Source organism: Oerskovia sp. NPDC060338 (assembly GCF_042726295.1).
GTDB lineage: Bacteria > Actinomycetota > Actinomycetes > Actinomycetales > Cellulomonadaceae > Oerskovia > Oerskovia merdavium.
Window position 1 is genome coordinate 50,366 of the sequence record NZ_JBHXCQ010000019.1, and the last position, 25,806, is coordinate 76,171.

Here is a 25,806-nt window from a genome sequence, read left to right on the forward strand (position 1 = left end):
GGCACCCCGCGAACGGCCCGGACGCACCCCGCCCCGCACCCCACGACGGGAGTGCGGGGCGGTGGTAGGACGCGGCGTGCGCTGCGCTCAGGGCGCGGTGACGAAGATGTGGCGAGCGACGTCGTCGGGCAGGTCGAGGACCGTCTCCGCGCCTTCCGCGGACACCGTGAACGACCCCGCCTCCGGCGTGACCGTGACCTCCTGACGCGGCAGGATGCCCGCGGCCGCGATGCGGGCCAGCAGGTCCGTGTCCGTCTGGAGCGGCTCCGCGATGCGCTGCACGACGACGCGCAGCCCGCCGGGCTCGCGCCCCGCACGGTCCGCGGCGGCCACGTACGCGGGCAGGGAGACCACGCCGTCGAGGTACTCGATCTCCTGGATGTCCTCACCCAGCTCCGAGAGCCCCGGGATGGGGTTGCCGTACGGGTCGTAGTGCGGGTGGTCGAGCAGGCCGATGAGGCGCTTCTCGACGAGCTCGCTCATGACGTGCTCCCACCGGCAGGCCTCGACGTGCACGAACTCCCAGTCGAGCTTGATGACGTCCGTCAGCAGGCGCTCCGCGAGGCGGTGCTTGCGCATGACGCGCTGGGCCTTGGAGTGGCCGTCCGGGGTGAGCTCGAGGTGACGGTCCCCCGTCACGACGACGAGACCGTCCCGCTCCATGCGGGCCACCGTCTGGGAGACGGTGGGTCCCGAGTGTCCGAGTCGCTCTGCGATGCGCGCACGCAGGGGGACGATGCCCTCCTCGTCGAGCTCGTAGATGGTCTTCAGATACATCTCGGTGGTGTCGATCAGGTCGGTCACGTCGCGCTCCTGTCGCTTGAGGGCTTGGGGGCACCTGCCGCACCGGCGGGCCGCTGACCCTAGTTTAGGTCCGAGCCACCGACATTGTGGACGCCCGACGGTGTTCGCGCCAGGCCGGACTATCGTTGCCCTGTGCCTGAGCCCACCCAGATCACCGTCCCCCCGCACCTGCTGCCCAGCGACGGCCGCTTCGGCTGCGGCCCCTCCAAGGTCCGCGACGCACAGGTGCGCGCGCTCGTCGAGGCCGGCACGTCCGTGCTCGGCACGTCCCACCGCCAGGCGCCGGTCAAGTCCCTGGTCCGCCGGATCCGCTCGGGCCTCACGGACCTGTTCGACGCCCCCGAGGGGTACGAGGTCGTGCTCGGCAACGGCGGCTCGTCGGCATTCTGGGACGTCGCGACGCTGTGCCTGGTGCGCGAGCGCGCCCAGCACGCCGCGTTCGGCGAGTTCGGCGCCAAGTTCGCGACAGCGACCACGCGCGCACCGTTCCTCGAGCCCTCGCAGGTCATCACCGCTCCCCCGGGGTCGGTCGCGGTTCCGCAGCTCGCGGACGGCGTCGACGTCTACGCCTGGCCCCACAACGAGACCTCGACGGGGGCCATGGCCCCCGTGCGCCGCGTCCAGGGGTCGCGCGAGCAGGGTGCGCTGACCCTCGTGGACGCGACGTCGGGCGCGGGCGCCCTCCCGGTCGACCTCGCCGAGACCGACGTCTACTACTTCGCGCCGCAGAAGGTCTTCGGGTCCGACGGCGGGCTCTGGGTCGCGATCCTGTCGCCCGACGCCGTCGCGCGCCTCGAGGAGATCGAGTCCGGCGACCGGTGGGTCCCCGAGTTCCTCTCGCTCCAGGCCGCACTGACGAACTCGCGCCAGGACCAGACGCTCAACACGCCGTCGGTCTCGACGCTCGTGACGTTCGCCGAGCAGGTCGACTGGCTCAACGAGCAGGGCGGCCTCGCGTGGTCGAGCGCCCGCTCGGCGACCTCGGCACGCACGCTCTACGCGTGGGCCGAGTCGCGCGAGTGGGCCACGCCGTTCGTGACGCGCCCCGAGGACCGGTCCACCGTCGTCGGGACCATCGACCTGGACGAGTCGATCGACGCGACCCAGGTCATCGCGGCGCTGCGTGCCAACGGCATCCTCGACGTGTTCCCGTACCGCAAGCTGGGCCGCAACCAGCTGCGCATCGGGATGTTCCCCGCGATCGAGCCCACGGACGTCGAGCTGCTCACGCAGAGCATCGACTTCGTGGTCGACGCGCTGGCCTGAGACCTGAGACACGAAGCGGCCCGCCCCGGGCTCCCGGGGCGGGCCGCTTCTGCGTGTGCGCCCGCTCGGCGCGTCTGCTCGACGCGTCCGCTCGGCCTGCGGCCGAGCGAGGTCAGGCCGCCTCGGCCACGTCCTGCGCGTCGTCGAGGCCCAGCTGCCCGCGCGTGTCGCTGCGGCTCGCACGCCGGGCCGCACCGCCCACGGGGTAGGTCACCAGGAGGTGCGGGCGCTGCGTCACACGGTAGCTGACCGTGAACTTCCAGTTCCGCATGGCCCAGATCGCCGCCCCCACCGAGACCAGCAGCGCCGTGATGGAGCCGATCCCGATCGCCCAGCGAGGCCCGTAGGCCTCCGCGATCCAGCCGACGATCGGCGCGCCGACGGGCGTCGCCCCGAGGAACACGATCATGTACAGGGACATGACGCGCCCGCGCATCACGGGATCGGTCGTCATCTGGATGGTCGTGTTGGCCGCCGTCATCATGGTCAGCGACGCGAAGCCGACGGGGATGCACGCGAGCGCGAACGTCGTGTAGCTCGGCATGAGCGCCATGACCCCCGTGGCGACCGCGAAGCCGAACGCCGACCCGATCACGAGCCGCACGCGCGGCCGTTCGCGGCGTGCTGCCATGAGCGCGCCGGTCAGCGAGCCGATCGCGAGGATCGACCCGAGCATCCCGTACTCGCCCGCGCCCATGCCGAACTCGACGCGCGCCATCATGGCCGACGTGAGCTGGAAGTTGAGCCCGAACGTCGACACGACGCTCAGCACCACCATGATGACGATGATGTCGGAGCGCCCCCGCACGTAGCGGATGCCCTCGCGGATCTGCCCCTTCTCGCGCGACGCGCTGGGCAGCTTGTGCATCTCGCGCGTGCGCATGCGGGACAGCGCGAAGATGGTCGCGCCGAAGCTGATGCCGTTGATGATGAACACCCAGCCCGTGCCCACCGCGGCGATCAGCAGGCCCGCGACGCCGGGGCCGATCAGACGGGCCGCGTTGAACGACGCGCTGTTGAGGCCGACGGCGTTCGAGAGCTTGTCGCTCGGCACCATCTCGGCGACGAAGGTCTGACGCACAGGGCCGTCGAGCGCGGACACGCACCCGAGCGCGAGCGCGAACCCGTAGACGTGCCACAGCTCGACGTGCCCCGAGAGCACCAGGGCGCCGAGCCCGAGCGCGAGGAGGCCCGAGGCGCCCTGCGTGGCCATGAGCATCTTGCGGCGCGGCAGACGGTCCGCCAGGACGCCCGCCCATGCGGAGAGCGCGAGGACGGGCGCGAACTGCAGGGCCGTGATGACACCGACGGCGACGCCGGAGTTCGCAGTGAGCACCGTCAGGACGAGCCAGTCCTGGGCGATGCGCTGCATCCAGGTCCCGACGTTCGCGACGAGGGCGGAGCCGAACCACAGGCGGTAGTTGTAGTACTTGAGGGAGGAGAACGTCGCGCTCATCGTGCGGCGATCCGGGTCAACAGGTCACTGGCGCGGGCCAAGGTCTCTCTTTCTTCGCGGGTCAAGGTGGTCAGCTGCTGGGTGAGCCACGCGTCGCGGCGGCGCCGGGTCTCCTTGACCTCGAGCACGCCGGCGTCGGTCAGCGCGACGACGACCTGGCGCCCGTCAGTGGGGTGCTCGACCTTGTGGACCAGGCCGAGCTCGACGAGCGCGTTGACCGTGCGCGTCATGGAGGGCGGCCGGATGCGCTCGTGCGTGGCCAGCGCACCGGGGGTCATGCCGCCGTGCTTGTGGAGCACGGTCAGGACCCCGAACTGGCCCTCGGGGAGGTCGGCGCCGCCGCGCTGCGAGCGCAGTGCGCGCGAGACGCGGGTCAGGGCGACACGCAGGTCGCCGCCGAGCGTCGCGGGCCGACACTGCGCCTTCGTGGGGGACGAGGGCGTGGTCGGTTCCGCAGCAGGCATCTCTTTACCCTAACTCATTACCTTAAGTAATGAAATGGATCGTGAGCGAGATCACGGACCGTCCATGCGTCGACAGAGTGCGCGCGCGTCGCGGACGACGACCTCAGGGCACGTAGGCGACGACCGTCAGGCCCGACCCACGCAACGCCAGGATTCCTGCAGCGTGCGGGACGAAGACCGACTCTCCCGCACGCACCACTGCCCGCAGAGATTCACCCGACCGGTCGCTACCGACAGCAGGACAAAGCGTCTCGATCTGCCCATCGAGGACGAGGACGATCCGGGGGCCCTCGGCCCGCACCGTCACGGCTCCGTCGTCGGCCGACAGCTCACCCATGACGAGCGCGAACTCCGGGATCGCCGCCCGGTACTCGAGCAGCCCGCCCCCCTCAGCGAGCGCGCCACGACGTCCGGCCCCGCGCCCCGTCCCGAGCGGCCGGACCCGTGGGCGCGCGGCGGGCCCCGGCGAGTACACGACGCACGCCAGCAGCGCCTCGACGTCGACCCGCTTGGTGGTGAGTCCGGCGCGCAGCACGTTGTCCGAGCTCGACATGACCTCGACCGCGCACCCCGACAGGTACGCGTGCACGTGCCCTGCCGGCACGAACATCGACTCCCCCGGTTCGAGCGTGACGCGGTTGAGCATCATCGACACGATCGCCCCGGGATCCCCCGGGTGCTGCTCCGCGAGAGCCACCACCGTCGCGTCGGCGCGCGGCGACGTGGTGCCGGCGCCCAGACGAGAAGCCACGTCGGCGACGGTCACGGCCAGGTCCGCTGCGACGTCGGGCAGGGTCCTCGCGTGCAGCGCGAGCGTGAACGCCTCCTGCAACCCGGCCGCGGAAGGGCGCGCCGCGAGCGCTGCCCGCATCCGGGCGACCAGGTCCCCCCGGAGCCCGTCGAGCAGCTCCAGCACCCGTGCCGGTCGACGGAACCCCGAGAGCCCCTCGAAGCGGCTGATCGCGACGACCATCTCCGGCTTGTGCTGGTCGTCGTGGAAGCTGCGCTCCGCCGACCCCCGGGGGATGCCCGCCCGGTTCTCACGGTTGAACCCGGCCCGCGCACGGTGCGGCTGCGGGTGGACCTGCAGCGACAGCGCGCGGTCCGCCGCGAGCACCTTGAGCAGGTACGGCAGACGGGGACCGTACTCGTCCAGCACACGCTGCCCGAGCATCGCGACCGGGTCGGAGTGGATCAGGTCCGCCAAGGACGCCGAAGGCCCGCCGTCGGCCGAAGCAGACGACGGGCCCTTCGGGTGTGCGCCCATCCACATCTCGGCGAGGGGACCTCCGTCCTGCTCCAGCCCCAGCAGGGAGTGCAGGGCACTCCTCGAACCCCAGTCGTAGGACTGGAGCGTGGGCGTCAGGTGCAGGATCGGCGAGGTCATCGCCAGCGAGCGTACGTCAGACGCCCAGGGCGTCGCTGATCGGGTCGAGGGTGAAGTAGATGACGAACGCTGCCGCGGCCACCCACATGAGCGGGTGGATCGCCTTGACCTTGCCCAGCGCCAGCTTGATGACCACGAACGCCAGGAAGCCCGCACCGATCCCGGCCGTGATCGAGTACGTGAACGGCATGAGCGCGATCGTGAGGAACGCGGGGATCGCGACCTCGACGTTGTTCCACTTGATGCCCGTGATCTGGGTCATCATGAGGAAGCCGACGAGGACCAGGGCGGGCGCCGCCGCCTCGCTCGGGACCAGGGCGACGAGCGGCGACAGGAAGGTCGCCAGGAGGAAGGCGATACCGGTCACGACGGCCGAGAGGCCCGTGCGAGCCCCCTCGCCCACGCCGGTCGTCGACTCCACGTAGCTCGTGTTGGACGAGACGCTCGCAGCGCCGCCGGCAGCGGCCGCGATCGAGTCGACGACGAGGATCGCGCGCGACTTGGGCGGGTTGCCCGTCTCGTCGAGCAGGCCGCCCTCCGACCCCACGGCGACCATGGTGCCCATGGTGTCGAAGAAGTCCGCGAGGAGCAGCGAGAAGACGAGCAGCACGACCGTGACGACGCCGACCTTCTCGATCGAGCCCAGCAGCGAGAACTGGCCGAGCAGGCCGAAGTCCGGCACGGAGACCGGGCTGCCGTCGAGGGCCGGGGCGTTCAGGCTCCAGCCGTTCGCCGCACCGGCGCCCTTGGTGCCGACGCCCGCGATCGCCTGGATGACCACCGCGAGAACCGTCGCAGCGAGGATCGAGATGAGGATCGCGCCCCGGACCTTGCGGACCCACAGGACGATCATGAGGACCAGGCCCACCACGAAGACGAGGATGGGCCAGCCCGCGAGCGACCCGGTCGCACCGAGCTGGAGCGGCGTCCCGCCGCCCGAGGCGACGAAGCCCGCGTTGACCAGGCCGACGAGCGCGATGAACAGGCCGATACCGACGCTGATCGCGGTCTTGAGCTCGACCGGGACGGCGCGGAACACGGCCTCCCGGAAGCCCGTGAGGACGAGCACGAGGATGATGAGGCCCTCGATGACCACGATGCCCATCGCGTCGGCCCACGTGACGTCGGGGATCGTGGCGATCGTGAACGCGACGACCGCGTTGAGGCCGAGGCCTGCGGCCAGAGCCATGGGGTAGTTCGCGAAGACGCCCATCGCGATGGTCATGATCCCGGCGACGAGCGCCGTGGTGGCCGCGATCATGGCCATGTTCGGCCCGTCGGTGCCGCCGCCCAGGAAGCGGCCCGTGCCGTCCGCACCCGAGAGGATGATCGGGTTCAGGATGATGATGTAGGACATCGCGAAGAACGTGACGAGACCGCCACGGATCTCCGCGCCGATGGTCGAGCCGCGCTCGGTGATCTTGAAGAAGCGGTCGATGCCGCTGGAACGCGGGGGTGCTTCGCGCTCGTCAGTCGTGGTGGTCATGGGGAGAATGGTGCCAGATGTCGTGTCGCGCCCCCGAATCGGTGGCGTTACGTGCTAGTGAACGACGCTCAGTACGCCCCGTGCCCCGACACCACGGCACGCGCCGTGCGGGCCAGGATCAGGAAGTCGCCGAACATGGTCCAGTTCTCCACGTAGTACACGTCGAGGCGCACGCTCTCCTCCCAGGAGAGGTCCGAGCGGCCACCCACCTGCCACAGGCCCGTGAGGCCCGGCTTGACCAGGAGGCGGCGACGCACCTTCTTCTCGTACTGGCTGACCTCGCGCGGCAGGGGCGGGCGCGGGCCCACGAGGCTCATGTCCCCGCGCAGCACGTTGAAGATCTGGGGCAGCTCGTCGAGCGAGTACCGGCGGATGAAACGACCCACCGGGGTCACGCGCGGGTCGTCGCGGATCTTGAACAGCAGCCCGGACCCCTCGTTCGCCTGCGCGAGCGCCGTGAGGTCGAGCTCCGCGTCCGCGCGCATCGAGCGGAACTTGAGCATCGAGAAGGTCTCGCCGTTGCGGCCCACACGCCGCTGCGAGTAGAAGACGGGGCCCTTGCTCGTGAGCCACACCGCGAGACCCACCGTGATCAGCACGGGCAGGAGCAGCACCGTGAGGATCGCCGCGCCGAACCAGTCCGAGATCGACTTGAACACGAACTTGGGGCCTGTGAACCGCGGGGCGTCGACGTGGAGGAGCGACACCGACTCCGCGGGGGTGATGGTGATGCGCGGACCGGCCACGTCGACCAGCTCGGTCGTGAGCATGAGGTCGACCCCGACGGGCTCGAGCTCCCAGCTCAGGTGCCGCACGACGTCTGCGGTCACGGCGTCCGAGCCGCTCACCGCGACGCACCCGGCCTCGACCCGTGCGGCGATCTGGCCCGCGGACCGCAGGTCCCCGAGGATCGGGACGCCCAGGATCGAGTCGCCGTCACGCACAGGGCCGCTGGGGATGCACACCGCCACGACGCGGTAGCCCGAGCTGTCGCGCTCGTTGAGGTCGCGGATCAGCCGCTCGGCCTGGTCGCGGTGGCCGATCGCCAGGACAGCGGTCCGGTGCGAGCCGGCGGCACGCTTGCGGTGGAGCCACTGGCGCCAGAGGTAGCGCCCCAGGAGGAGACCCCCGAGCCCCAGGGGGAACGCGACGACGAGGTAGCCGCGCCCCTCCGGGAAGCGGAAGAGGAAGGCGAGGATCGCCAGGACGGCGAACAACCGCCACGAGGAGTCGAAGACCCGCTGGTACTCGGTGGGCCCGCTGCCGACGATCCGCACGTCCCGCGTCTTGGAGAACGCGAGCGAACCTGCCCAGGCGACGCCGATCAGCACGCTCAGGACCAGGTACGGGACGCCGACGTCCTCACGGACCGGCTGGCTGATGAACTTGTCCCAGCGCAGGAAGTAGGCGGCGACGACCCCGACCATGATGGCGAGCGTGTCGGTCGCCACGAGGCGGATCCGGTACGACCTGTCCCAGGAGACCTCGGCGAACGACGCACGGGCCGCCCGGAGAGGAGCAGCAGGCGATGCGGTGAAGATGTGGCGGAGTCCACGACGCGTGTCGTGGATGACGCTTCCGGCCATGGCCCGGCTACCTCTCGATAAAGTCCTGCAGCCGACTTCTTGACTGCGCGGAACGACTCATACTAGGAGCCGCCCTCAGGTAATAAGAATGCTGCGAACGCCTTTTCACCCGGGTGAGAAGGTTGCAGACGCCCGGGTCTCAGCCTTGTGATTCAGCGCTTCCGGGCAGGGAGCACCCGTGGGGGCTGAAGCAAGAATGGGAGTCGGACGACCGTCCAAATAAAGGTCCCGACGAAGTGATCTCCTGGGGGACGCTGCGGTGCGCCACCCCGAAACCTGGACGTGCGTCCAGATCCGAGCGTTCATCGAGCCTTCGGATACTAGCGGCTGTCGAGGCGCCGACGGAACCCTCGTCCATCGTTCGTCTCACACAGGAGAGATGGGCCGCTTCCCGTGTTGTGACGCCGGTCACCGGGTGAAAGGGGCATCGTGCCGGAATGAGGGCATTCAGCAGGCCCTGAGCCCCCTCGGCACGCAACGGGGCACACCCGCGACGGCCGGCATGTCCGCTCTGGTCGGCTCGTCGCGCCCGGTCTTTTCACCCGCTCCCCCGTGCACGGGACCGGCACTAGACTCGTCGCGTGCCCTCGATGATCTCCCTCCTGATCCACCCGGAGCGGCGCCGCCCCAACCCGCCGGCGCTCCGCGTCGACCTGCGCCACGTGGCTCTCGTCGGGATGTCCCTCTGGGCGATCGCCCTCGCCGTCTCCCTCGTCCTGCTCGTGCTCGGCCACGCGACGTACGAGGCACCCGCGACGTGCGGCGCCGGCCTCCTGCTCGGGGTCGTCGGGCTCGCGTGGGAGCGCAGGAACCGCGCGGAGTACCGCTCGTCCGAGTGAGCAGCACTCGCCGGGGGCCTTCGTCGGCCCGCTTCCCGCGCCGCCCTCCCGATAGGGGGGACAGCCCCATAGTTCTTCACCTGCCCCGTTCGTAGAGTCGATCACGCGGCGTCTTGTTCTGCGTCCGCCCCCCGATCCACGAGCGGACGATGATGACGGCTAGCAGCGCGGTACTGGACCTCGACCCTCCTCAGTCGAAGGCCCCGTCGGCTCGGCAGCGACAGGTCAGCGACTTCTCCGAGCTGACGCGCATGGTCCAGGAGACCGGGCTCATGCGCCGCCGCTACGCCTACTACTGGGCGCGGTTCGCGGGCATCGTGGCGCTGCTCGCCGCGTGCGGCGTGGGCATGGTCCTCCTGGGCGACTCGTGGTGGCAGCTCGCGATCGCGGGCGCGCTGGGCGTGCTGTTCACGCAGATGGCGTTCCTCGGCCACGACGCGGCGCACCGCCAGATCTTCCGCTCGGGCCAGTGGAACGACTGGGCGAGCCTGGTCATCGCGAACCTCTTCGGCGGGCTCAGCTACGGCTGGTGGCTGCACAAGCACTCCAAGCACCACCAGAAGCCCAACGTCCTGGGTACCGACCCGGACATGATCAACGGCGTCCTCGTGTGGGAGACCGAGACCCTCGAGAAGCCCAAGACCGGGATCCGAGGGTGGCTCGCGTCGCACCAGGGCTACTGGTTCTTCCCGCTCCTGCTCCTCGAGGGCCTCAACCTGCACGTCAACGGCCTCAAGACGATCTTCGGCAAGGAGCCGGTCAAGCGTCGCGCGGTCGAGATCACGTTCGTCACCATCCGTCTGGTCGGGTTCGTCGCAGCGGTCTTCCTGCTCATGCCCGTGGGCATCGCGTTCGCGTTCATCGGCGTCGAGCTCGCCGTGTTCGGCTTTCTCATGGGCGCCTCGTTCGCGCCCAACCACAAGGGCATGCCGGTCATCGCGCCCGACGTCAAGATCGACTTCCTGCGCCGCCAGGTCCTGATGAGCCGCAACATCCGCGGCGGCCGCGCCGTCGACGTCTTCATGGGCGGCCTCAACTTCCAGGTCGAGCACCACCTCTTCCCCAGCATGCCGAGCCCCGCGCTGCGCAAGGTCCGCCCCATGGTCATCGAGTTCTGCCAGGCCAAGGGCATCAAGTACACCGAGACGACGCTGATCGACTCCTACCGGATCGTCATCGCGTACCTCAACCGGGTGGGCATCGCCTCGCGCGACCCGTTCCAGTGCCCCCTGACGGCGCAGTACCGCTCGGCACGCTGAGCACACCGCCGGACGCACCGCCACGGGCCGGTGATCGGGACTAGGTCTCGATCCCGGCCCGACGGCGTGTGGTCCGGTTCGCGTGCACGGACCATCGCGGTACCCACCTCGCGAGCGCGACCGCGCCGAGCAGCCCGATCGACCCGGACGCGACGATCCCGCCCGCGAGGCTGCCGAGCGCAGCCCCTGCCGAGACGACGAGCGGGCCCAGCGCGGCCCCCGAGTCCTGGAAGAGGCGCCAGATCCCGAGGAACTGGGCGCGGACGTCCGGCGGGGCGACGTCGGCCCCGAGCGTCATGAGGATCCCCGAACCGATCCCGTTGCCGAACCCCATGACCATCGCGACGACGGCCACCCCGGCGACCGTGCTCGTGAGCGGCAGCACGACGATCGCCCCGCCCAGGACCACCATGCAGGGGATCGCGACCCACAGCCGACCCATCCGGTCCATGACCTTGCCGGCCGGGTAGAAGAGCAGCATGTCGACCGCACCGGACAGCCCGAAGATCACGCTCGTCGTCGCCGGGCTGAACCCCAGCTGGTCCGACCACAGGGGCAGCACGACCTGGCGCGCCGCACGCGTCGCGCCGACCATGACGACCGCGAGCCCGAGCGTCGCGAACACCCGCCGGTTCTGGACCAGGACGGTCCGGAAGCTCACCGGTGCCACGGTCCTGCGGTGCTCGGTGGACCCGGCCGCGACGTCGGGCACCACGAGCGTCACGAGCCCCGCGAGCAGGCTCGTCCCCACGGCCAGCCAGTACGCAGCCTGCAGGTCCCACACCGCGAGCACGGCCGCCGCCGCGAACGGGCCGACGAACGCCCCGATCCGGTGGGTGCCCGCGAGCGTCGAGAGCGCGCGGGCACGCTTGAGCACGGGCGTGACCTCGGTCAGGTAGGCCTGCCGAGCGAGCATGAAGACCGCGTTGGTCACGCCGACGCAGAACACCCCGGCGCCCAGGACCCACAGGTTGGGCGCGAGCGCGCACGCGACCAGACCCACGACCGACGCCGCGGCGGCCGTCATCATGGCCCGCCGGTCGCCGAACCTCGCCGCGAACGCGCCCGCGGGCACGTCCCCAGCGATCTGCCCGATCCCCAGGAGCGCCACGACGAACCCCGCGAGCGCGATCCCCGCGCCCATCGAGAGAGCGGTCAGCGCGATCACGGGCACGATCGCGCTGACCCCGGCCTCGAACACGAACGTGGGGACGTACACACCGCCCACGAGCCGGCGGTCGAAGATGCCCGAGGGCCCGTCGGTCGAGGGCGTCGCGGGGCTCGCGGGGGCGTCGTCCGACGGCGTCGCGCGGCTCATGCGGTGCTGTCCGTGGTGCTGCGGCTCATCGCGGAGGGTCAGCCCCGTCCCACGCCGACTCGGCGAGCAGCTCGTCGGCCGCGTCGGGGTCCAGGAGCGCGACCTCGAGGAGGTACCGCGTGTCCGCGCGCCCGGCCGCTGCGGCGAGACCGCGTGCGAGGCCCGACGTCGTCGCGGCATGCACCTCCGGGCCGCCACCTCCCGCGCACACCCACCAGTCGACCTCGACACCGTCCACGGTCAGGACGTCGTGCTCGAACCAGTGCTCAGGCACTCCCTCGACGAGCCCTACGACGCGGGCGTCGACCACCTGGCGCGAGCCCTCGCCGTCGGGCAGGAGGACGTCCGCGCTCCTCGGGGTCGGGAGCAGGGGGAGGTCGAGCAGGTCCGCGAGGGCCTCGCCCGCGCGCACGGCGTCACCCGCGCCGTCCGGCGCGACGGGCAGCACGGTCCGCACCTGCGCCCACATGGCGCTCGTCGCGACCGCCAGGTCCTCGGCGGCGACGCACGTCGCGCGCCCCCCGCGCAGGCCGGGCAGCCGCTCGGGCAGCTCATCGAGCACGTCCGCAGCCGGGACGCGCCGCGCGAGCGCACCCAGCCCGCGCCACACCGCGAGCGAGGCGGTCAGCGGGAGGGGCGTGCCGACGTCGGGCAGCGCGGCGAGGTACCCCGACCAGTCCGCCGGGTCCAGGTCCTCGAGCCGGACGACCCCGCCCAGCGCGCGCACCACCTCGGCGTCCAGACCGCGCACGGCCGGTGGCGGGTCGGCGAGGAAGGGGACGGTGCCCGGCGTGGCCGCGAAGGGCGCGCCGAGGTGCCGGCGCAGCCACCACGCGGTGTAAGAGGGTGCGTCCCCCGCCCGCGCGCTCCCCTGTCCCCGGACGGGATCGAGGAGGGCCGCACGGGCGTCGGGGTCGTGCGCGAGGCGCGCGAGGAAGGCGGGCCAGGCGTCGTCGGCCACGGCGTCGAGGTCCGCGACCCCGTCGAGGTCGCCCACGTACGCCCCGCCGCCGTGCAGTCCCGCGAGGAAGTCCAGGTAGTCGGTCCAGCCTGCGAGCCAGGACTGCGGGTCGGCCGGGTCGGCCGCGTCGTCGGCCAGGTCGGTCCCCCTGGCCCACGGGGTCAGGACGTCCGCGACCCGGTAGACCGACACGTCGGCCTGGACGCCCACCGCGCGCAGGACGTCCTCGCTCCACGCGCCCGACGGCTCGGCCTCCGCCGCGAGCGGCACCAGCCCGTCGAGGTGCTCGGCAGCCCACGACCCGGGCAGCACGCACTCACGCGCCGGGGACAGGTCGCCGTCGGCCGTGGGCAGGGGGAGCTCTCCGAGCCAGAAGGGCAGCTCGGCGGGCAGCGCGCCCTCGTCGAGCGCGGCCCGCACCAGGGCGAGCACCTGCCCGACGGCGGAGGGCACCTGGGCGGGTACGTCGCCCTGGGCGGCGTCGGGATCGGGGGCGGGCACGTCGGCCTCGGCGTCCAGCGCGGGCGACCTGCTCGTCCACAGCGCCGGCCCGTCATCGCCCACGTCCGCGAGGTCGCCCAGGAGAGGGTCGCCGTCCGCGGCCTCGTCCGCGAGATGCAGGACGTGGTCCCTGACCGCGGGCTCCTCGAGGAGCGTGCGCGCCGAGGACACCGTGGCACCCAGGCGTTCGAGGAGCGGGTGCGCGGCCTCCGGGTGGACGAGCCGCAGGCCGAGCGAGCGCGCGAGCGCGAGGAACGGCGAGGAACCAGCGGCGCCGGACGCGCCGTCCGCGCCCGGGACCTCGTCGCCCGGGCTCAGCAGGAGCGTGCCGCGCGCCCCCCGCACCGTGCGGCCGTCCGCGAGCGGCACCGTGACCGCCCCGAGCGCGTCGAGCACCCCCGGCTGCCCCCGGTGCGGTGCGAGGACCGCGTAGACCTCGCGCCAGCTGCTGGGCCCCATGCCCGCGGGGAGCTCGTCGAGCACGTCGGCCAGGTCACGGGACTGCACGCCCAACGAGCGCGCGACCGCGAGGAACGGCGACGGGACGTCCACGAGCCCGGGCACCCAGCGCCCGAGGACCCGGAGCACGTCCGGGTCGCGGCCCACCTCGCCCGCGAGGACCTGGGCGTCGCGCGGCGCGACGAGGTACCGAGCGGCGTCAGGCTCGTCCTGGTCGTCCCTGTGCGCCGTCGCCGCTCTGTCCTCCCTGACCGGGGCGAGCAGCCGTGTGCCCCGCAGGGCGTCGAGGGCCACCTCACGGATCCGCGCGTCGACCTCGCTCGTGGGCAGGCCCGTCGGGACGAGCCCGAGGACGTGGCCGGGGACATGGCCGGGGACGTGGCTGCGGCCGGTGCCGGGAAGGTGACCGGTCTGGACGTCCGGCATCGAGGCCGCGATGCTCGCGCCGCCCGCGTCCCACGCCGCCAGTCGGGCGAGGAGACGCGCATAGGCCTCGCCCGCCCGCGCCGCGAGATCCTCCGTCACGGGGCCGGGCAGGACGTGACGCCTGCTCGGGTCGAGCGGGAAGGACGCGATGAGGAGCGCGGGGAAGGTCAGCCGCTCGTCCGTCGGGGTGGGCGCGTGCAGCAGGCCGGAGACCGCGGTCGGCTCGTGCGGCAGGGCCCACAGGAGCGACCACCCCGCGTGCTGTTGCTCGACCGGGAGCGACGCGAGCAGGTCGGCGGAGCTCTCCCCTGCCTCACGCAGCACGGTCCACCGTGCATCGGCGTCCTGGAGGTGGCGCACCTCGCCGGTGTCCGCGACGACCACGACGACCTCGTCGAGCGCGGGCAGAGCGAGGAGCAGCGCGTCGTCGAGCTCGTCGAGCTGGTGACGCACTGCCAGGACCGCCTGCTCGTCCCGCAGACGCAGCGACACGACGGTGTCCGGCGCCCACGGTCCGCCCGGTTCGCGAGCGCCCTCCGCACGGTCGGGACCCGCGAGGTCCCGGCCCTGCGACGGCTCGAGCCCGGCGAGCGTCGGACCTGCGGGCGACGCCGGCAGCGGGTCCGTGGGGAACGGGAGCCGCAGCACCGGGAGCGCGGCTCCCCGTTCGAGGACCGCTGCCGCGAGCCGGTCTGCGTCCGCCTGCTCCGCACGCTCCCCCCCGGGCGCTCCCGTGAGCCCGTCCAGGGCGTCACGCGTGCGGTCGAGCGAGAACACGACGCCGCCCAGCGTCGACCGGACCACGATCTCGTCGGCCACCGACCGCACGGCCGCGAAGCCCACGCCGAACCGGCCCACGCGCCCGGGCCCCTCGCCCACGGGCTGGAGCTCCGCCGTCGGGCCGGAACCGGACGCCGTGGCGGGGAAGGCCCGGCGTGCCCCGTCCGATGCGCGCTTCGTGGGGACGACCTTCGCCGAGGCGCGCATCGACGCCAACGACGCGACACCGCGCGCGTCCAGGGGCTCGCCCGAGTTCTCGGCCGTGAGCCACCAGGAACCCGAAGCGTCCGGCGCGAGGCGCAGGACCAGACGGCCCGTGGCGCGCGCGTGCGCCGCGGCGTCGGCCGCGTTCTGCGCCAGCTCGACGACCACGCGGTCGCGGTAGTAGCCGCGCGCGTGGTCCTCCTCGGTGTTCGCGTCCTCCCGGAAGCGAGTCGGCGACGCGAGCCACGCCTCCGTGACAGCCCGGCGCAGGGCCGCTGTCCCGAAGGCGTCCTCGGTCACCGTGTGGGCTCGTCCGGTGCCGCGCCCTCGCCCGGGTCGGAGGGCTCGTCGCCCGGCCCGTCACCCGAGGATCCGGCCGACGAGGTCCCCGGCTCGGGCAGCGTGATGCGCGACAGCGCGAGCTGGATGCTCGCCTCGACCTCGGCCGAACGCTCCACGGCGGCAGCCTCGGCAGGGACCTCGACGTCGACCGGGACGTCGACACGCACCGTGCCGCCGTCCGCCGCCGGCTCGGCCGTCTCGCTCGACGCCTGCGCAGCGTCGAGGAGCTGCACGATCTCGACGTCCATCTCGTCGATCAACGGGTCCGGCGCGGGCCAGTCCGTCGGGTGCAGCTCGACGTCCGTCTCGGAGTGCGCCCCGCACCCGTGGTCGAGGCTCACGACCTTGCCGTCGTCAGGAGACCACGGGTTGGCGCAGACCGCGAAGAGCTGCCCGAGCGCCCCCTGGAGCGGGACCAGGAAGCCGCACGACCCGCACTCGGCGCTCGACGCGACCGCGCCCGGCGCCGTGGGGCCCCGCGTGCCGCGGTACCAGCGCTCGGCGGCCTCGTCCCGGCCCTGCGGCGAGAGGACACGGACGCGAGCGAGCGCGAGCTCCTCGATCGCGACCTCGTCCTGCTCCTCGTCGCCCGTCGGCACGTAGCCCGGCTCGAGGCGCGGGTCGTCCGCCTGGAAGGGCAGGACGTCGCCCGCACCGATGTCGCCGGGGCGAAGACGCTCCGACCACGGCAGCCACTCGGGAGCCAGGATCGCGCCGTCGCCCGGCAGGAGCTCGACCTCGCACACCGTCGCGACCCGACCGCGCGGCACGCGCGCGAGCGTCACCGTCCAGCGCCACCCCCGGTACCCGAGCATGGTGCAGGCGAACAGGTGGGAGATCAGGCGGTCCTCGACGGCGAGGGTCCCCAGGTGCTCCCCGACGTCCCCGGGGTGCTCGGCGACCTGCTCCGCCGCGGCGCGCGCCAGGTCCACCGCACCCGTGAGCACGGCGTCCTTGGCGGCGCGCGCGCTCACGCGACGAACGGTCGGTCCTTCAGCGGCGGCCACGGCAGCCATGTCATGCCTCCAGGTCGTCGGCGACAGCGCGCAGGACCCGGGCGATCTGGGCTCCCTTGGCGGCGTCCGGGTAGCGGCCACGGCGCAGCGAACCGCCCACCTGGTCCATCACCTTGATGAGGTCCTCGATCGCGACCCCGAGCTCCTCGGCGGGGCGACGCTGCGCCTTGGCGACCGAGGGCGCCGGGTCGAGCAGCTTGATCGCGAGCGCCTGCGGGCCCCGGCGGCCGTCGGCCACACCGAACTCCACCCGGGCACCGGGCTTGGGCGCAGCAGCGCCGTCGGGCAGCGCGGAAGCGTGCAGGAAGACCTCGTCTCCCTCATCGCTGGCGATGAAGCCGAACCCTCGTTCGGTGTCGAACCACTTGACCTTGCCGGTGGGCACGTGAACCTCGTTTGTGCTCGTGGGAATCAGAACTCTCAGGTTACCGGGCGCGCGCCCTGACCGTCGCATCCGCCCGGCCGCGTCCGGGAGCGGGCTCCGGGTGAGAAACGCGCGACGCGACGGCCCGCGATCCGCACGGCCCCGCGGGCACCCTCCGCAGAGGGGAGAACTCCCCATGGGAGGGGGCGGCGCCGCGCCGTCCGGCTCCACTAGCCTTCAGGCGACCGCCGGCCCCGCAGCGCCGGACGCGCCGCCCCCGACACACGAGGTTCTTCATGACCACGCCGCCCACCTTCCCGCCCGCCGACCCCTCCGGGGCGTGGCAGCAGCCTGCCGGCTCCCCTCCTCCCGTCCCGGGAACCGTCAGGCCCTCGCGCCTGCGCACGGGCCTGGTCCTGGGTGGCGCAGCGACCGCCGCGCTCGTCCTGGTGGGCGGCGGGGTCTTCGCCTACACGACCCTCGACGGCGGCGGTGCGCAGCCCGAGGCCGCGCTCCCGGACACTGCGATCGCCTACGTGCGTGTCGACCTGGACCCGTCGGCCACCCAGAAGGTCAACCTCCTGCGCCTCGCGAACCGCTTCCCGGACCTCGCGAAGGACCTCGACGTCGACCTCAGCGAGACCGCGGACCTGCGTGAGCTCCTGGTCGACGCGATCGCCGGGAGCAGCGGGTGCACGGTCGACTTCGCGGCCGACGTCGAGCCGTGGCTGGGCCAGCGTGCGGGGCTCGCGTCCCTCCCGGCCGCTGAGGACGGCGCCGAGCCCGAGCCCGTCGTGGTCCTCCAGGTGACCGACGAGGGGGCGGCCCGCACGGCCATCGAGGCCGCGCTGGGCTGCGGGGACGGCGTCGAGCCCGCACAGGTCGCGTTCACCGACGGGTACGCGCTCATCACGTCCGAGACGCTCGCCGCCGCGGACGTCGCGGCCGCCGCGAACAAGGCCTCGCTCGCGGACGACCCGCTCTTCGTGGCGGACACGAAGGCCCTGGGCGACGCCGGGCTGGTCTCGTTCTGGGTTGACGTCCAGGGCACCAAGGGCCTGCTGGAGGACTCTCTCGCCGGTCAGGGGGGCGCCGAGGAGACGACGGCGGCGCTCGCCGAGCTCGACGGCGTCACCTCGGTCTCGGGGGCGCTGCGCGCCGGCTCCGACCACCTCGAGCTCGCGTTCGCGGTCGGGGCCGACGACGCGACCCTCACGCCCCTCGATGGTGCGGGGACCTCTCTCCTGACCGGGCTCCCCGACACCACGCTGTTCGCGTCGGCGGGCACGGTCGACCCGGCGTCGATCGACGAGGCGTGGGAGCAGCTGAGCACGCTCGCCGACACGTTCGGTTCCAGCGGGCTGGGCGGCCTGGAGGACCTCGGCGGCCTGGGCGGCGGCGACCTGCTCGACGACGACTGGTCGCTGTCCTCGAACCCGGTCGGCACGACCGTGCTGCCCACGGTGACCGAGGCCGAGTGCGCCGCGCTGCTCGCGCAGCCCGAGTACGCCGCCGACTTCTCCGGGCTCGGCCTCACGGCCGAGGAGGAGGCCGAGTACAAGAGGACCTACGACGAGGCCTTCATGTCGTCGTGCACCGGGACCGACGTGGGCCTGGGTGCCGACGACCTGGGGACCGACGACCTCTACGGCGACGACTACCTGACGGACGACCTGTTCGGGGACGACCACTCGGAGACGTCCGACGACGACCTGCTGCCCAGCGGTCTCGGCTTCCAGGAGACGGTCGACGAGCTCGAGAAGTCGTTCGACATCAGGCTGCCCGAGGACCTCAAGACGCTCCTGGGCGAGCAGATCGTCGTCGCGCTCGACTCCGCAGGTCTCGACGACGTCTCGTCGGTGACGGGTCCCGGAGACGTGAGCTTCGGAGCACGCACGATCGGTGACAAGGCGGCCCTCGAGGACCTCCTGGGTCGGATCGACGCGATCCTCGTGGACGCCGGGGCCGACAAGCTCTCGAGCGCCACGACCGAGGACGGCCTCGTGATCGCGTCGAACGACGACTACGCGGCCCAGCTCGCCGCCGACGGCAAGCTGGGCTCGAAGCCCGCGTTCACGACCGTCGTGCCCGACGCGAGGTCGGCAGGCTCGGCGGTGTTCGTCGACATCGACGCGATCGAGAAGATCGCCCGCGCCAACATCGACGCGCTGGGTGGCGACGACTCGTGGATCGCCTACGTCGAGCCCCTGCAGGCCTTCGGCGTGTCGACCCGGGTCGACGGCGGGCACGCCCTGTCGAGCGTGCGCCTCAACTTCGACTGACCGCAGCGCGCCGGGCCGGCGGCCCGTGAGGTCGCCGCCCGCCAGCGCGACAGCGCGACGCGCAGATCGACGGCCGGTCACGGGATCCTCGTGGCCGGCCGCCGGCGTTCCCGGATCGAGGGGCACGGCGATCCCTGGGAGCGCGGGCGGCAGTGGCTGTTTCGTCGGACCAGCCGACCACCGGGCACCGGGCACCGCGCACCGTTGCCGAGCGCGGGACGGGGGATGTCTGCGCAGCGCTTTCCGGTGGGCGGGACTGGCGTTCGCTGAGCAGGACGGGGATTCGCTCGGCGAACGCCCCTCGACAAGGCCCCGGGTTGGCGGGGCTCACAGCCAGGCTCAACCCGCTGGGTCGATCGGCGTCGACGAGCGCGAGCGCGCCAGGCCCGCCCCACGATCAGCCCGCTCGTCGCAAGGCTCAGCCCGCGAGATCCAGCGCGCCGAGCAGCTCGGGGTCCGCCCCGGCGACGAGCAGCCGGGCGCGCATCGCGGCCGCAGCGAGCGCGTAGGGGCGGTCGTCCCCCAGCAGCAGGGACCGCGAGTTGGCGGCCTCGTCGAGGGCCAGCAGCTCGAACGCGAGGACCTCGGCCTCGGCCTGGTCGATCGCGAGCTCGCCCGCTGCCACCGCCGCCCTCGTCTGCGCCTCGACGTAGCCGTACCAGTCCGCGAGCGCCGACCGCACAGCGGCGTTCACGGGACCCGGCTTGGAGTCGACGTCGGCCGCGGTCGCGACGAAGAAGCAGCCACCCGTGAAGACCCTGTCCCTTGAGTACACGAGAGCGTTCCGCAGCAGCACGACCAGGCGACGCAGGCCCCTCGGCTCGGTGCGCGCCGGCTCGACGATGGTCGCGACGAAGATCTCCCGTGCCGCGACGACGGTCGCGAGCTGCAAACCCTCCTTGCCGTGGAAGAGCGTGGCGATGCTGCTCTTGCTGCGGCCCGACGCCTCGGCCAGGCGGCCGATCGTCAGTCCGTCGAGCCCCTCGACCGATGCGAGGTCCGTCGCGCGTGCGAGCACGTCCCGCCGTGACGCGTCACCACGGGCTCGTCGACCGTCCAGGGCTGCGAGTTCTGCCATCCCCCTAGTGTACGAACGATCGTTCGCGTAATCTACAGAACGAACGATCGTACGCATTCATCTGGAGGAGACATGCCCGTCCTGAACAGCGCGGTCGGCCGCGGCGTGCGCGCCGTCGCCACCGTCTCCCCCGGGCTCGCCGGCCGCTTCGCGCTGCGAGCCTTCTTCGTCACCGCTCCCCGCATCCCCGTGCGCGATGCCGACACGTCCACGCACCACACCGCGCGGCGAGCAACGCTCGTCGTCCGCGGCCGGGCGCTCACGAGCTACGAGTGGGGGTCCGGGGAGCGCACGGTGCTGCTGGTCCACGGGTGGCGCGGGCGCGCGTCCCAGCTCTCTCCCCTGGTTCGCGAGCTCGTCGCCGAGGGCTTCCACGTCGTGTCGTTCGACGCCCCGGCGCACGGCACGTCTCCGGGCGGTCCGGCCGACATCCGCGACTGGGTCGCGGCGACCGAGGCCCTGCAGCGCGTCCACGGCCCGTTCCACGCACTCGTCGGGCACTCGTTGGGCGCCCTGGCCGCACTCACCGCGGCCCGCTCGACCGTCCCGACGCGACGCGTCGCGGTCGTCTCGGGCGTGGGCAGCCCCGATCCGTATCTCACCCAGTTCGGGCGCGACCTGGGCCTGGACGCCCGCACGCTGACCCACGTCGAGGCCCGTTTCCTCGCCCGGCTCGGCGAGGACCGGGCCTCCGCCTCAGCCCGCTACGACGCCGTGACCCACCTGTTGCCGGCGACGACCGAGCTCCTCGTGGTGCACGACCGCGGCGACCGACGGATGCCGGACCTGGACGCGCGGCGGCTGCACGCTGCCCACGGCGACCGGTCTCGCCTGGTCCTCACGTCCGGGTTCGGCCACACCAAGGTCCTCTCGTCCGACCTCGCCCTCGACGCCCTCACCGCGTTCGTCACGGGCGGGCTCGACGCGGTCGACTCCCTCGACGTCGCCGAGGTCGGGGCGCGGGCGCTCGATCCGCACGCCCCGCGGACACCGGTCGACGCGCGACGCTCCGCGCGGCCCCAGGTCGGCGCGTGACCGCCGCGGCACAGCACCGCCGCGACCATCCGCGCCTCGAGGACCCGGGTGAGGCGCACCCCCGACCCGCGTAGCATCGGACGAATGGCCTCAACGCCTCCGGCTCCGCGCCGGACCTTCCCCGAGGCTCTTCGCTCCCGCAGCGACGAGCAACTCGTCGCGCTGCTGATGCAGCGCCCTGACCTGGCCACTCCTTCGCCGTCGACCCTGCGTTCGCTCGCAGCACGCGCCACCAGCCGTACCAGCCTGGACCGGGCCGTCGCCCGCCTCGACGCCCTCGAGCTGCAGGTGCTCGACTCCGTCCTGGTCCTCGGGGACCAGCCCTCCGCCCCGGCCGCTCCTCGCGCGCCCGTCACGATCGACCGTCTTCTCACGGCCCTGGCCACGGAGCCCGCCGACGCCCCGCTCGTCCGCGCCGCTGTCGCGCACCTGCTCGAGGGGGCCCTGCTGTGGGACCGGGGCACCTCCGACTCCTCGGACCCCTCGGCCGCGACCGACCTGGCCGTCGCCCCGGGCCTGTCCGAGGTCCTGGGCCCCTACCCGGCCGGGCTCGGCCCCGCCGACCCGTCCTCGCCGCTCGACCACGCGCCGTCGGGCCCGTCGCCGGTCGACGCGGCCACCGCCCTCGAGGCCCTCCTCACCGACGCTCCCCCCGGGGCCCGGAGCATCCTCGACGCCCTGACCTGGGGGCCGCCCGTCGGGGTCGCGCCGCGCGCCGACCCCGTGGGCCGCGAGGCCACGACGTGGCTCCTGCGCCACCGTCTGCTCCTCGCCTCCGACGAGCGCCACGTCGTCCTGCCCCGTGAGGTCGCCCTGGCGCTGCGCGGCGGGCGGACGCACGCGAGCACGGCCGCGCACCCGCCCCAGCCCGACGCCCCGCACTTCGCCGAGGACACCATCACGGCCGAGGCGGCCCGCGCGGCCCAGGACGTGGTCCGGCTCGTCGCGCACCTCCTCGCCCTGTGGCAGGCCTCGCCCCCGAGCGTGCTGCGCGCCGGCGGGCTGGGCGTGCGGGACCTGCGTCGTCTCGCGACGACGCTCGAGGTCGACGAACCGACCGCGGCGTTCGTGGCCGAGCTCGCGCTCGCGACGGGCCTGGTCGTCGACGACGGCGAGGACCCGCCCTCGTTCACCGTGACGCTCGCGGGCGAGGACTGGCTCGACCTGCCGCTCGCGAGCCGCTGGGCCGCGCTCGCCGCAGCCTGGGCCGCGTCCGGGCGCACGCCGTGGACCATCGGCAGCCGCGACGAGCGCGGCACGCTCCGCGCGGCCCTCGAACCCGACCTGAGCCGCCCGTGGGTCCCGCGTCTGCGGTTCGACCTCCTCTCGGCGCTCGCCGACCGTCCCGGGCAGGCGCTCGGCCCGGCGGACCTGCTCGAGGTCCTGCGCTGGGGATCGCCACGCGCCACTCCCCCGGCCCAGGCCGTCAAGGGGCTGGTCCGCGAGGCCGCGCTCCTGGGCGTCACGGGGGTGGGCGCGCTCGCCCCGACAGGTCGCGCGCTCCTGCTCCCCGTGCCCGACGGCGCCGTGAGCGCGCCGGAGACTGCGCTCGTGCACGCCCTCGAGTCGGTCCTGCCGCCCGAGGTCGACGAGCTGCTCGTCCAGGGCGACCTCACCGGGATCGTGCCGGGGCGCCCGAGCGGGGCCCTCGAGCGGCTCCTCGAGGACGCCGCGGACGTCGAGTCGCGCGGGGCCGCGATCACGGTCCGGTTCACGCCCGAGTCGCTGACCCGGGCGTTCGACGCCGGCCGCAGCGCCGAGGACCTGCTCACCGAGCTCGCCGCGCACTCGCGCACGCCCCTCCCGCAGCCGCTCGACTACCTCGTGCGCGACACCGCCCGTCGGCACGGCAGGCTGCGCGTCGGGACGGCGTCGAGCTACGTCCGTGCCGAGGACCCCGCGCTCCTCACGGGTCTCGTCGAGGACCCGGCGCTGCGCCACCTCGCGCTGTTCCGTGTCGCCCCCACGGTCCTGGCCGCGCTCGTGCCGGCCGCGACGCTCCAGGCCGCCCTCCGCGACCGCGGCCTCGCGTCCATGGTCGAGGGGCCTGACGGGCGGGTCGTGCGCACCGAGCGCGTCCGGTCGACGGTCCGTTCTCGCGTGGGCGGGCGACGCCCGCTGGACACGGCCACCCGGGGGCGCTCCGCCGTCGGGCCGGGAACGGCCGCGCGGGACGGCGCCGCCCTGGACACCACGGCCCGGCGTGAGCGGTACGCCGAGCTCGTCCCGCGCCTGCGCGCGGCCGACGACGCCGCGCTCGCCGCGCCACCCGCGTCGGCGAGCCGCGAGGCCGCTCCGCCCGTGCCGCGCGGAACAACCGAACCTCCTGCCGCGTTGGGACTCCTGCGCGACGCGATCGACGCGGGAGACCACGTGGTCCTCGAGACGATCGACCCGACAGGTCAGCCGACCCGCCGCCGCGTGAAGCCCCTGGTCCTCGAAGGGGGGCGCCTGCGCGCCCTCGACCCGGCACGCGACGCCGAGCTGACCGTCGCGGTCCACCGCATCGCGGGCGTCTTCACCGACGTCCCCGCGCCCACCGTCGTCCAGGACGACACGAGCGACGTCGCCCCCACGGACGCCTCCGCGGGGGCGCCGAACGACTAGCCCGCACCACCCGCGCCACGACACGACGCACCACCCGGAAGGACGCACATGGCCGACGGCCCCCTGATCGTGCAGAGCGACAAGTCGCTGCTGCTCGAGGTCGATCACCCGCTCTCCGGCGACGCCCGCCGGGCCATCGCCCCGTTCGCCGAGCTCGAACGAGCTCCCGAGCACGTCCACACCTACCGGCTCACCCCGCTGGGTCTGTGGAACGCACGGGCCGCGGGCCACGACGCGGAGCAGGTCGTCAACGTCCTGCTCCAGTACAGCCGCTACCCCGTGCCGCACGCGCTGCTCGTCGACGTCGCGGAGACCATGTCGCGCTACGGGCGGCTCCAGCTCGTCGCGCACCCCACGCACGGCCTGGTGCTCCAGGCGACCGACAAGGCCGTGCTCGCCGAGGTCCTCAAGTCCAAGCGGACGGCGGGGCTCGTGGGCGAGCGCCTGGGCGACGACTCCGTGGTGGTGCACCCGTCCGAGCGCGGGCACCTCAAGCAGGTGCTGCTCAAGCTCGGCTGGCCCGCCGAGGACCTCGCGGGCTACGTCGACGGCGAGAAGCACCCGATCGACCTGTCGCCGACCGACCCTGCGCACGAGGACAAGCCCTGGGCCATGCGCCCCTACCAGCAGCAGGCCGTCGACGGGTTCTGGCACGGCGGCAGCGGCGTCGTCGTGCTCCCTTGCGGTGCGGGCAAGACGATCGTCGGGGCCGGGGCCATGGCGAAGTCCGGGACCACGACGCTCATCCTCGTCACGAACACCGTGAGCGCGCGCCAGTGGCGTGACGAGCTGGTGCGGCGCACCACGTTGACCGAGGACGAGATCGGCGAGTACTCGGGCGCCCGCAAGGAGATCAAGCCCGTCACGATCGCGACGTACCAGGTGCTCACGACCAAGCGGAAGGGCGTCTACACGCACCTCGAGCTGCTCGACGCACGCGACTGGGGCCTCGTGGTCTACGACGAGGTCCACCTGCTGCCGGCCCCGATCTTCCGCATGACGGCGGACCTCCAGGCGCGCCGCCGCCTGGGCCTGACCGCGACGCTCGTGCGCGAGGACGGTCGGGAGGACGAGGTCTTCAGCCTGATCGGACCCAAGCGGTACGACGCGCCCTGGAAGGACATCGAGGCTCAGGGCTACATCGCGCCCGCGGACTGTGTCGAGGTGCGGCTCACGCTCCCCGACCGTGACCGCATGGCGTACGCGACGGCAGAGCCCGAGGACAAGTACCGGCTCGCCGCGACGGCGCCGGGCAAGAACCGGGTCGTCGAGCAGATCGCGGCCGCGCACCCGGACGACCAGGTCCTCGTGATCGGCCAGTACCTCGACCAGCTCGAGGAGCTCGGCGAGCACCTCGACGCGCCCGTCATCACGGGCGCCACGACGGTGCGCGAGCGTCAGCGCCTGTTCGAGGCGTTCCGCTCCGGGGAGATCAACCGGCTCGTCGTGTCGAAGGTCGCGAACTTCTCGATCGACCTGCCCGAGGCCTCGGTCGCGATCCAGGTGTCGGGGTCGTTCGGGTCACGTCAGGAGGAGGCGCAGCGCCTGGGACGCATCATGCGTCCCAAGCAGGACGGTCGCACCGCGCACTTCTACGCCGTGGTCTCGCGCGACACCGTGGACCAGGACTTCGCGGCGCACCGGCAGCGCTTCCTGGCGGAGCAGGGGTACGCGTACCGCATCGTCGACGCCGAGGACCTGGACGTCGTGCAGTAGAGGGCGGGGGTCCCGCGACGCAGGAGCGCGGCACCCGCCCGGCACGGAACGACGACCGGTCCGACCACAGGTTGAGAGGACCTGGACGTCGTGCAGTAGAGGGCGGGGGTCCCGCGACGCAGGAGCGCGGCACCCGCCCGGCACGGAACGACGACCGGTCCGACCACAGG

General features: G+C 73.0%; 18 protein-coding genes. 7 read left to right on the forward strand and 11 right to left on the reverse strand.

Translation table 11 applies throughout. The annotated features are described in order from the left end of the window. Positions 1-87: 87 nt before the first annotated feature. Positions 88-804, reverse strand: coding sequence for a metal-dependent transcriptional regulator (locus ACFWGN_RS20165; protein WP_191800538.1), 717 nt, complete (start codon positions 802-804; stop codon positions 88-90). Positions 805-936: 132 nt separating this feature from the next. Here ACFWGN_RS20165 and serC point away from each other — a divergent pair, with 132 nt between their 5' ends. Continuing rightward, positions 937-2,070, forward strand: a complete 1,134-nt coding sequence (gene serC, locus ACFWGN_RS20170) for a phosphoserine transaminase (protein WP_377619423.1) — start codon at positions 937-939, stop codon at positions 2,068-2,070. A 112-nt stretch (positions 2,071-2,182) separates the two neighbouring features. Here serC and ACFWGN_RS20175 read toward each other — a convergent pair whose 3' ends face one another. The 5 genes from ACFWGN_RS20175 to ACFWGN_RS20195 form a co-directional block, all read right to left on the reverse strand. Further along, positions 2,183-3,526, reverse strand: coding sequence for an MFS transporter (locus ACFWGN_RS20175; protein ID WP_377619425.1), 1,344 nt, complete (start codon positions 3,524-3,526; stop codon positions 2,183-2,185). After that, positions 3,523-3,990 carry a MarR family winged helix-turn-helix transcriptional regulator gene (locus tag ACFWGN_RS20180; RefSeq protein ID WP_377619427.1) on the reverse strand — a complete coding sequence of 156 codons (468 nt, stop codon included), beginning with the start codon at positions 3,988-3,990 and terminating at the stop codon, positions 3,523-3,525. The genes ACFWGN_RS20175 and ACFWGN_RS20180 overlap by 4 nt, the downstream gene beginning before the upstream one ends. Positions 3,991-4,093: 103 nt before the next feature. Next, entirely contained in the window at positions 4,094-5,377 is a 1,284-nt protein-coding gene (gene manA / locus ACFWGN_RS20185) for a mannose-6-phosphate isomerase, class I (protein WP_377619429.1), read from the reverse strand. A 16-nt stretch (positions 5,378-5,393) separates the two neighbouring features. Continuing rightward, positions 5,394-6,863, reverse strand: coding sequence for an NCS2 family permease (locus ACFWGN_RS20190; RefSeq protein WP_377619431.1), 1,470 nt, complete (start codon positions 6,861-6,863; stop codon positions 5,394-5,396). Between the two features lie 68 nt (positions 6,864-6,931). Continuing rightward, positions 6,932-8,449, reverse strand: coding sequence for a sugar transferase (locus ACFWGN_RS20195; protein WP_377619433.1), 1,518 nt, complete (start codon positions 8,447-8,449; stop codon positions 6,932-6,934). Positions 8,450-9,039: 590 nt separating this feature from the next. Here ACFWGN_RS20195 and ACFWGN_RS20200 point away from each other — a divergent pair. Both ACFWGN_RS20200 and ACFWGN_RS20205 read left to right on the forward strand, forming a co-directional pair. Further along, complete coding sequence (locus tag ACFWGN_RS20200) at positions 9,040-9,288, forward strand: DUF2530 domain-containing protein (RefSeq protein WP_225220090.1); 249 nt, start codon at positions 9,040-9,042, stop codon at positions 9,286-9,288. A 149-nt stretch (positions 9,289-9,437) separates the two neighbouring features. After that, positions 9,438-10,547, forward strand: a complete 1,110-nt coding sequence (locus ACFWGN_RS20205) for a fatty acid desaturase family protein (protein ID WP_377619435.1) — start codon at positions 9,438-9,440, stop codon at positions 10,545-10,547. Positions 10,548-10,587: 40 nt separating this feature from the next. On the opposite strand, the gene ACFWGN_RS20210 is transcribed toward ACFWGN_RS20205, so the two are convergent. Genes ACFWGN_RS20210 through ACFWGN_RS20225 form a run of 4 tightly spaced genes read right to left on the reverse strand, consistent with a single transcriptional unit; the run spans position 10,588 to position 16,939 of the window. After that, entirely contained in the window at positions 10,588-11,865 is a 1,278-nt protein-coding gene (locus ACFWGN_RS20210) for an MFS transporter (protein ID WP_377619436.1), read from the reverse strand. A 25-nt stretch (positions 11,866-11,890) separates the two neighbouring features. Continuing rightward, positions 11,891-15,496, reverse strand: a complete 3,606-nt coding sequence (locus tag ACFWGN_RS20215) for an ATP-binding protein (RefSeq protein ID WP_377619438.1) — start codon at positions 15,494-15,496, stop codon at positions 11,891-11,893. Next, positions 15,493-16,554: a DUF3027 domain-containing protein gene (locus ACFWGN_RS20220; RefSeq protein WP_377619440.1), complete on the reverse strand. Its 1,062-nt coding sequence runs from the start codon at positions 16,552-16,554 to the stop codon at positions 15,493-15,495. Before ACFWGN_RS20220 ends, ACFWGN_RS20215 begins: the two co-directional genes overlap by 4 nt. A gap of 1 nt (position 16,555) precedes the next feature. Continuing rightward, positions 16,556-16,939 carry a cold-shock protein gene (locus tag ACFWGN_RS20225; RefSeq protein ID WP_056645398.1) on the reverse strand — a complete coding sequence of 128 codons (384 nt, stop codon included), beginning with the start codon at positions 16,937-16,939 and terminating at the stop codon, positions 16,556-16,558. A 275-nt stretch (positions 16,940-17,214) separates the two neighbouring features. On the opposite strand from ACFWGN_RS20225, the gene ACFWGN_RS20230 reads away from it, so the two are divergent. Then, positions 17,215-19,200 carry a DUF3352 domain-containing protein gene (locus ACFWGN_RS20230; RefSeq protein ID WP_377619443.1) on the forward strand — a complete coding sequence of 662 codons (1,986 nt, stop codon included), beginning with the start codon at positions 17,215-17,217 and terminating at the stop codon, positions 19,198-19,200. A 418-nt stretch (positions 19,201-19,618) separates the two neighbouring features. Here ACFWGN_RS20230 and ACFWGN_RS20235 read toward each other — a convergent pair whose 3' ends face one another. After that, positions 19,619-20,278 (reverse strand): TetR/AcrR family transcriptional regulator, encoded by a 660-nt coding sequence (locus ACFWGN_RS20235; RefSeq protein ID WP_377619444.1) that lies wholly within the window; start codon positions 20,276-20,278, stop codon positions 19,619-19,621. Between the two features lie 72 nt (positions 20,279-20,350). On the opposite strand from ACFWGN_RS20235, the gene ACFWGN_RS20240 reads away from it, so the two are divergent. The 3 genes from ACFWGN_RS20240 (at position 20,351) to ACFWGN_RS20250 (ending at position 25,636) form a co-directional block, all read left to right on the forward strand. Then, positions 20,351-21,313 (forward strand): alpha/beta fold hydrolase, encoded by a 963-nt coding sequence (locus ACFWGN_RS20240; protein ID WP_377619446.1) that lies wholly within the window; start codon positions 20,351-20,353, stop codon positions 21,311-21,313. 84 nt (positions 21,314-21,397) lie between these two features. Beyond that, positions 21,398-23,920: a helicase-associated domain-containing protein gene (locus tag ACFWGN_RS20245; RefSeq protein ID WP_377619448.1), complete on the forward strand. Its 2,523-nt coding sequence runs from the start codon at positions 21,398-21,400 to the stop codon at positions 23,918-23,920. A gap of 48 nt (positions 23,921-23,968) precedes the next feature. Beyond that, positions 23,969-25,636, forward strand: coding sequence for a DNA repair helicase XPB (locus ACFWGN_RS20250; RefSeq protein ID WP_191801988.1), 1,668 nt, complete (start codon positions 23,969-23,971; stop codon positions 25,634-25,636). The last annotated feature ends 170 nt before the right edge of the window (positions 25,637-25,806 follow it).

What these genes read in the sequence shown, in the direction of transcription:
- ACFWGN_RS20250 (WP_191801988.1), top strand. Translation starts at nt 23,969, where the DNA reads ATGGCCGACGGCCCCCTGATCGTGCAGAGCGACAAGTCGCTGCTGCTC.
- ACFWGN_RS20175 (WP_377619425.1), bottom strand. Translation starts at nt 3,526, where the DNA reads ATGAGCGCGACGTTCTCCTCCCTCAAGTACTACAACTACCGCCTGTGG.
- ACFWGN_RS20220 (WP_377619440.1), bottom strand. Translation starts at nt 16,554, where the DNA reads ATGGCTGCCGTGGCCGCCGCTGAAGGACCGACCGTTCGTCGCGTGAGC.
- ACFWGN_RS20205 (WP_377619435.1), top strand. Translation starts at nt 9,438, where the DNA reads ATGATGACGGCTAGCAGCGCGGTACTGGACCTCGACCCTCCTCAGTCG.
- ACFWGN_RS20245 (WP_377619448.1), top strand. Translation starts at nt 21,398, where the DNA reads ATGGCCTCAACGCCTCCGGCTCCGCGCCGGACCTTCCCCGAGGCTCTT.
- ACFWGN_RS20230 (WP_377619443.1), top strand. Translation starts at nt 17,215, where the DNA reads ATGACCACGCCGCCCACCTTCCCGCCCGCCGACCCCTCCGGGGCGTGG.
- ACFWGN_RS20180 (WP_377619427.1), bottom strand. Translation starts at nt 3,990, where the DNA reads ATGCCTGCTGCGGAACCGACCACGCCCTCGTCCCCCACGAAGGCGCAG.
- ACFWGN_RS20200 (WP_225220090.1), top strand. Translation starts at nt 9,040, where the DNA reads ATGATCTCCCTCCTGATCCACCCGGAGCGGCGCCGCCCCAACCCGCCG.
- ACFWGN_RS20240 (WP_377619446.1), top strand. Translation starts at nt 20,351, where the DNA reads ATGCCCGTCCTGAACAGCGCGGTCGGCCGCGGCGTGCGCGCCGTCGCC.
- ACFWGN_RS20210 (WP_377619436.1), bottom strand. Translation starts at nt 11,865, where the DNA reads ATGAGCCGCGCGACGCCGTCGGACGACGCCCCCGCGAGCCCCGCGACG.
- ACFWGN_RS20190 (WP_377619431.1), bottom strand. Translation starts at nt 6,863, where the DNA reads ATGACCACCACGACTGACGAGCGCGAAGCACCCCCGCGTTCCAGCGGC.
- manA (WP_377619429.1), bottom strand. Translation starts at nt 5,377, where the DNA reads ATGACCTCGCCGATCCTGCACCTGACGCCCACGCTCCAGTCCTACGAC.
- ACFWGN_RS20195 (WP_377619433.1), bottom strand. Translation starts at nt 8,449, where the DNA reads ATGGCCGGAAGCGTCATCCACGACACGCGTCGTGGACTCCGCCACATC.
- ACFWGN_RS20235 (WP_377619444.1), bottom strand. Translation starts at nt 20,278, where the DNA reads ATGGCAGAACTCGCAGCCCTGGACGGTCGACGAGCCCGTGGTGACGCG.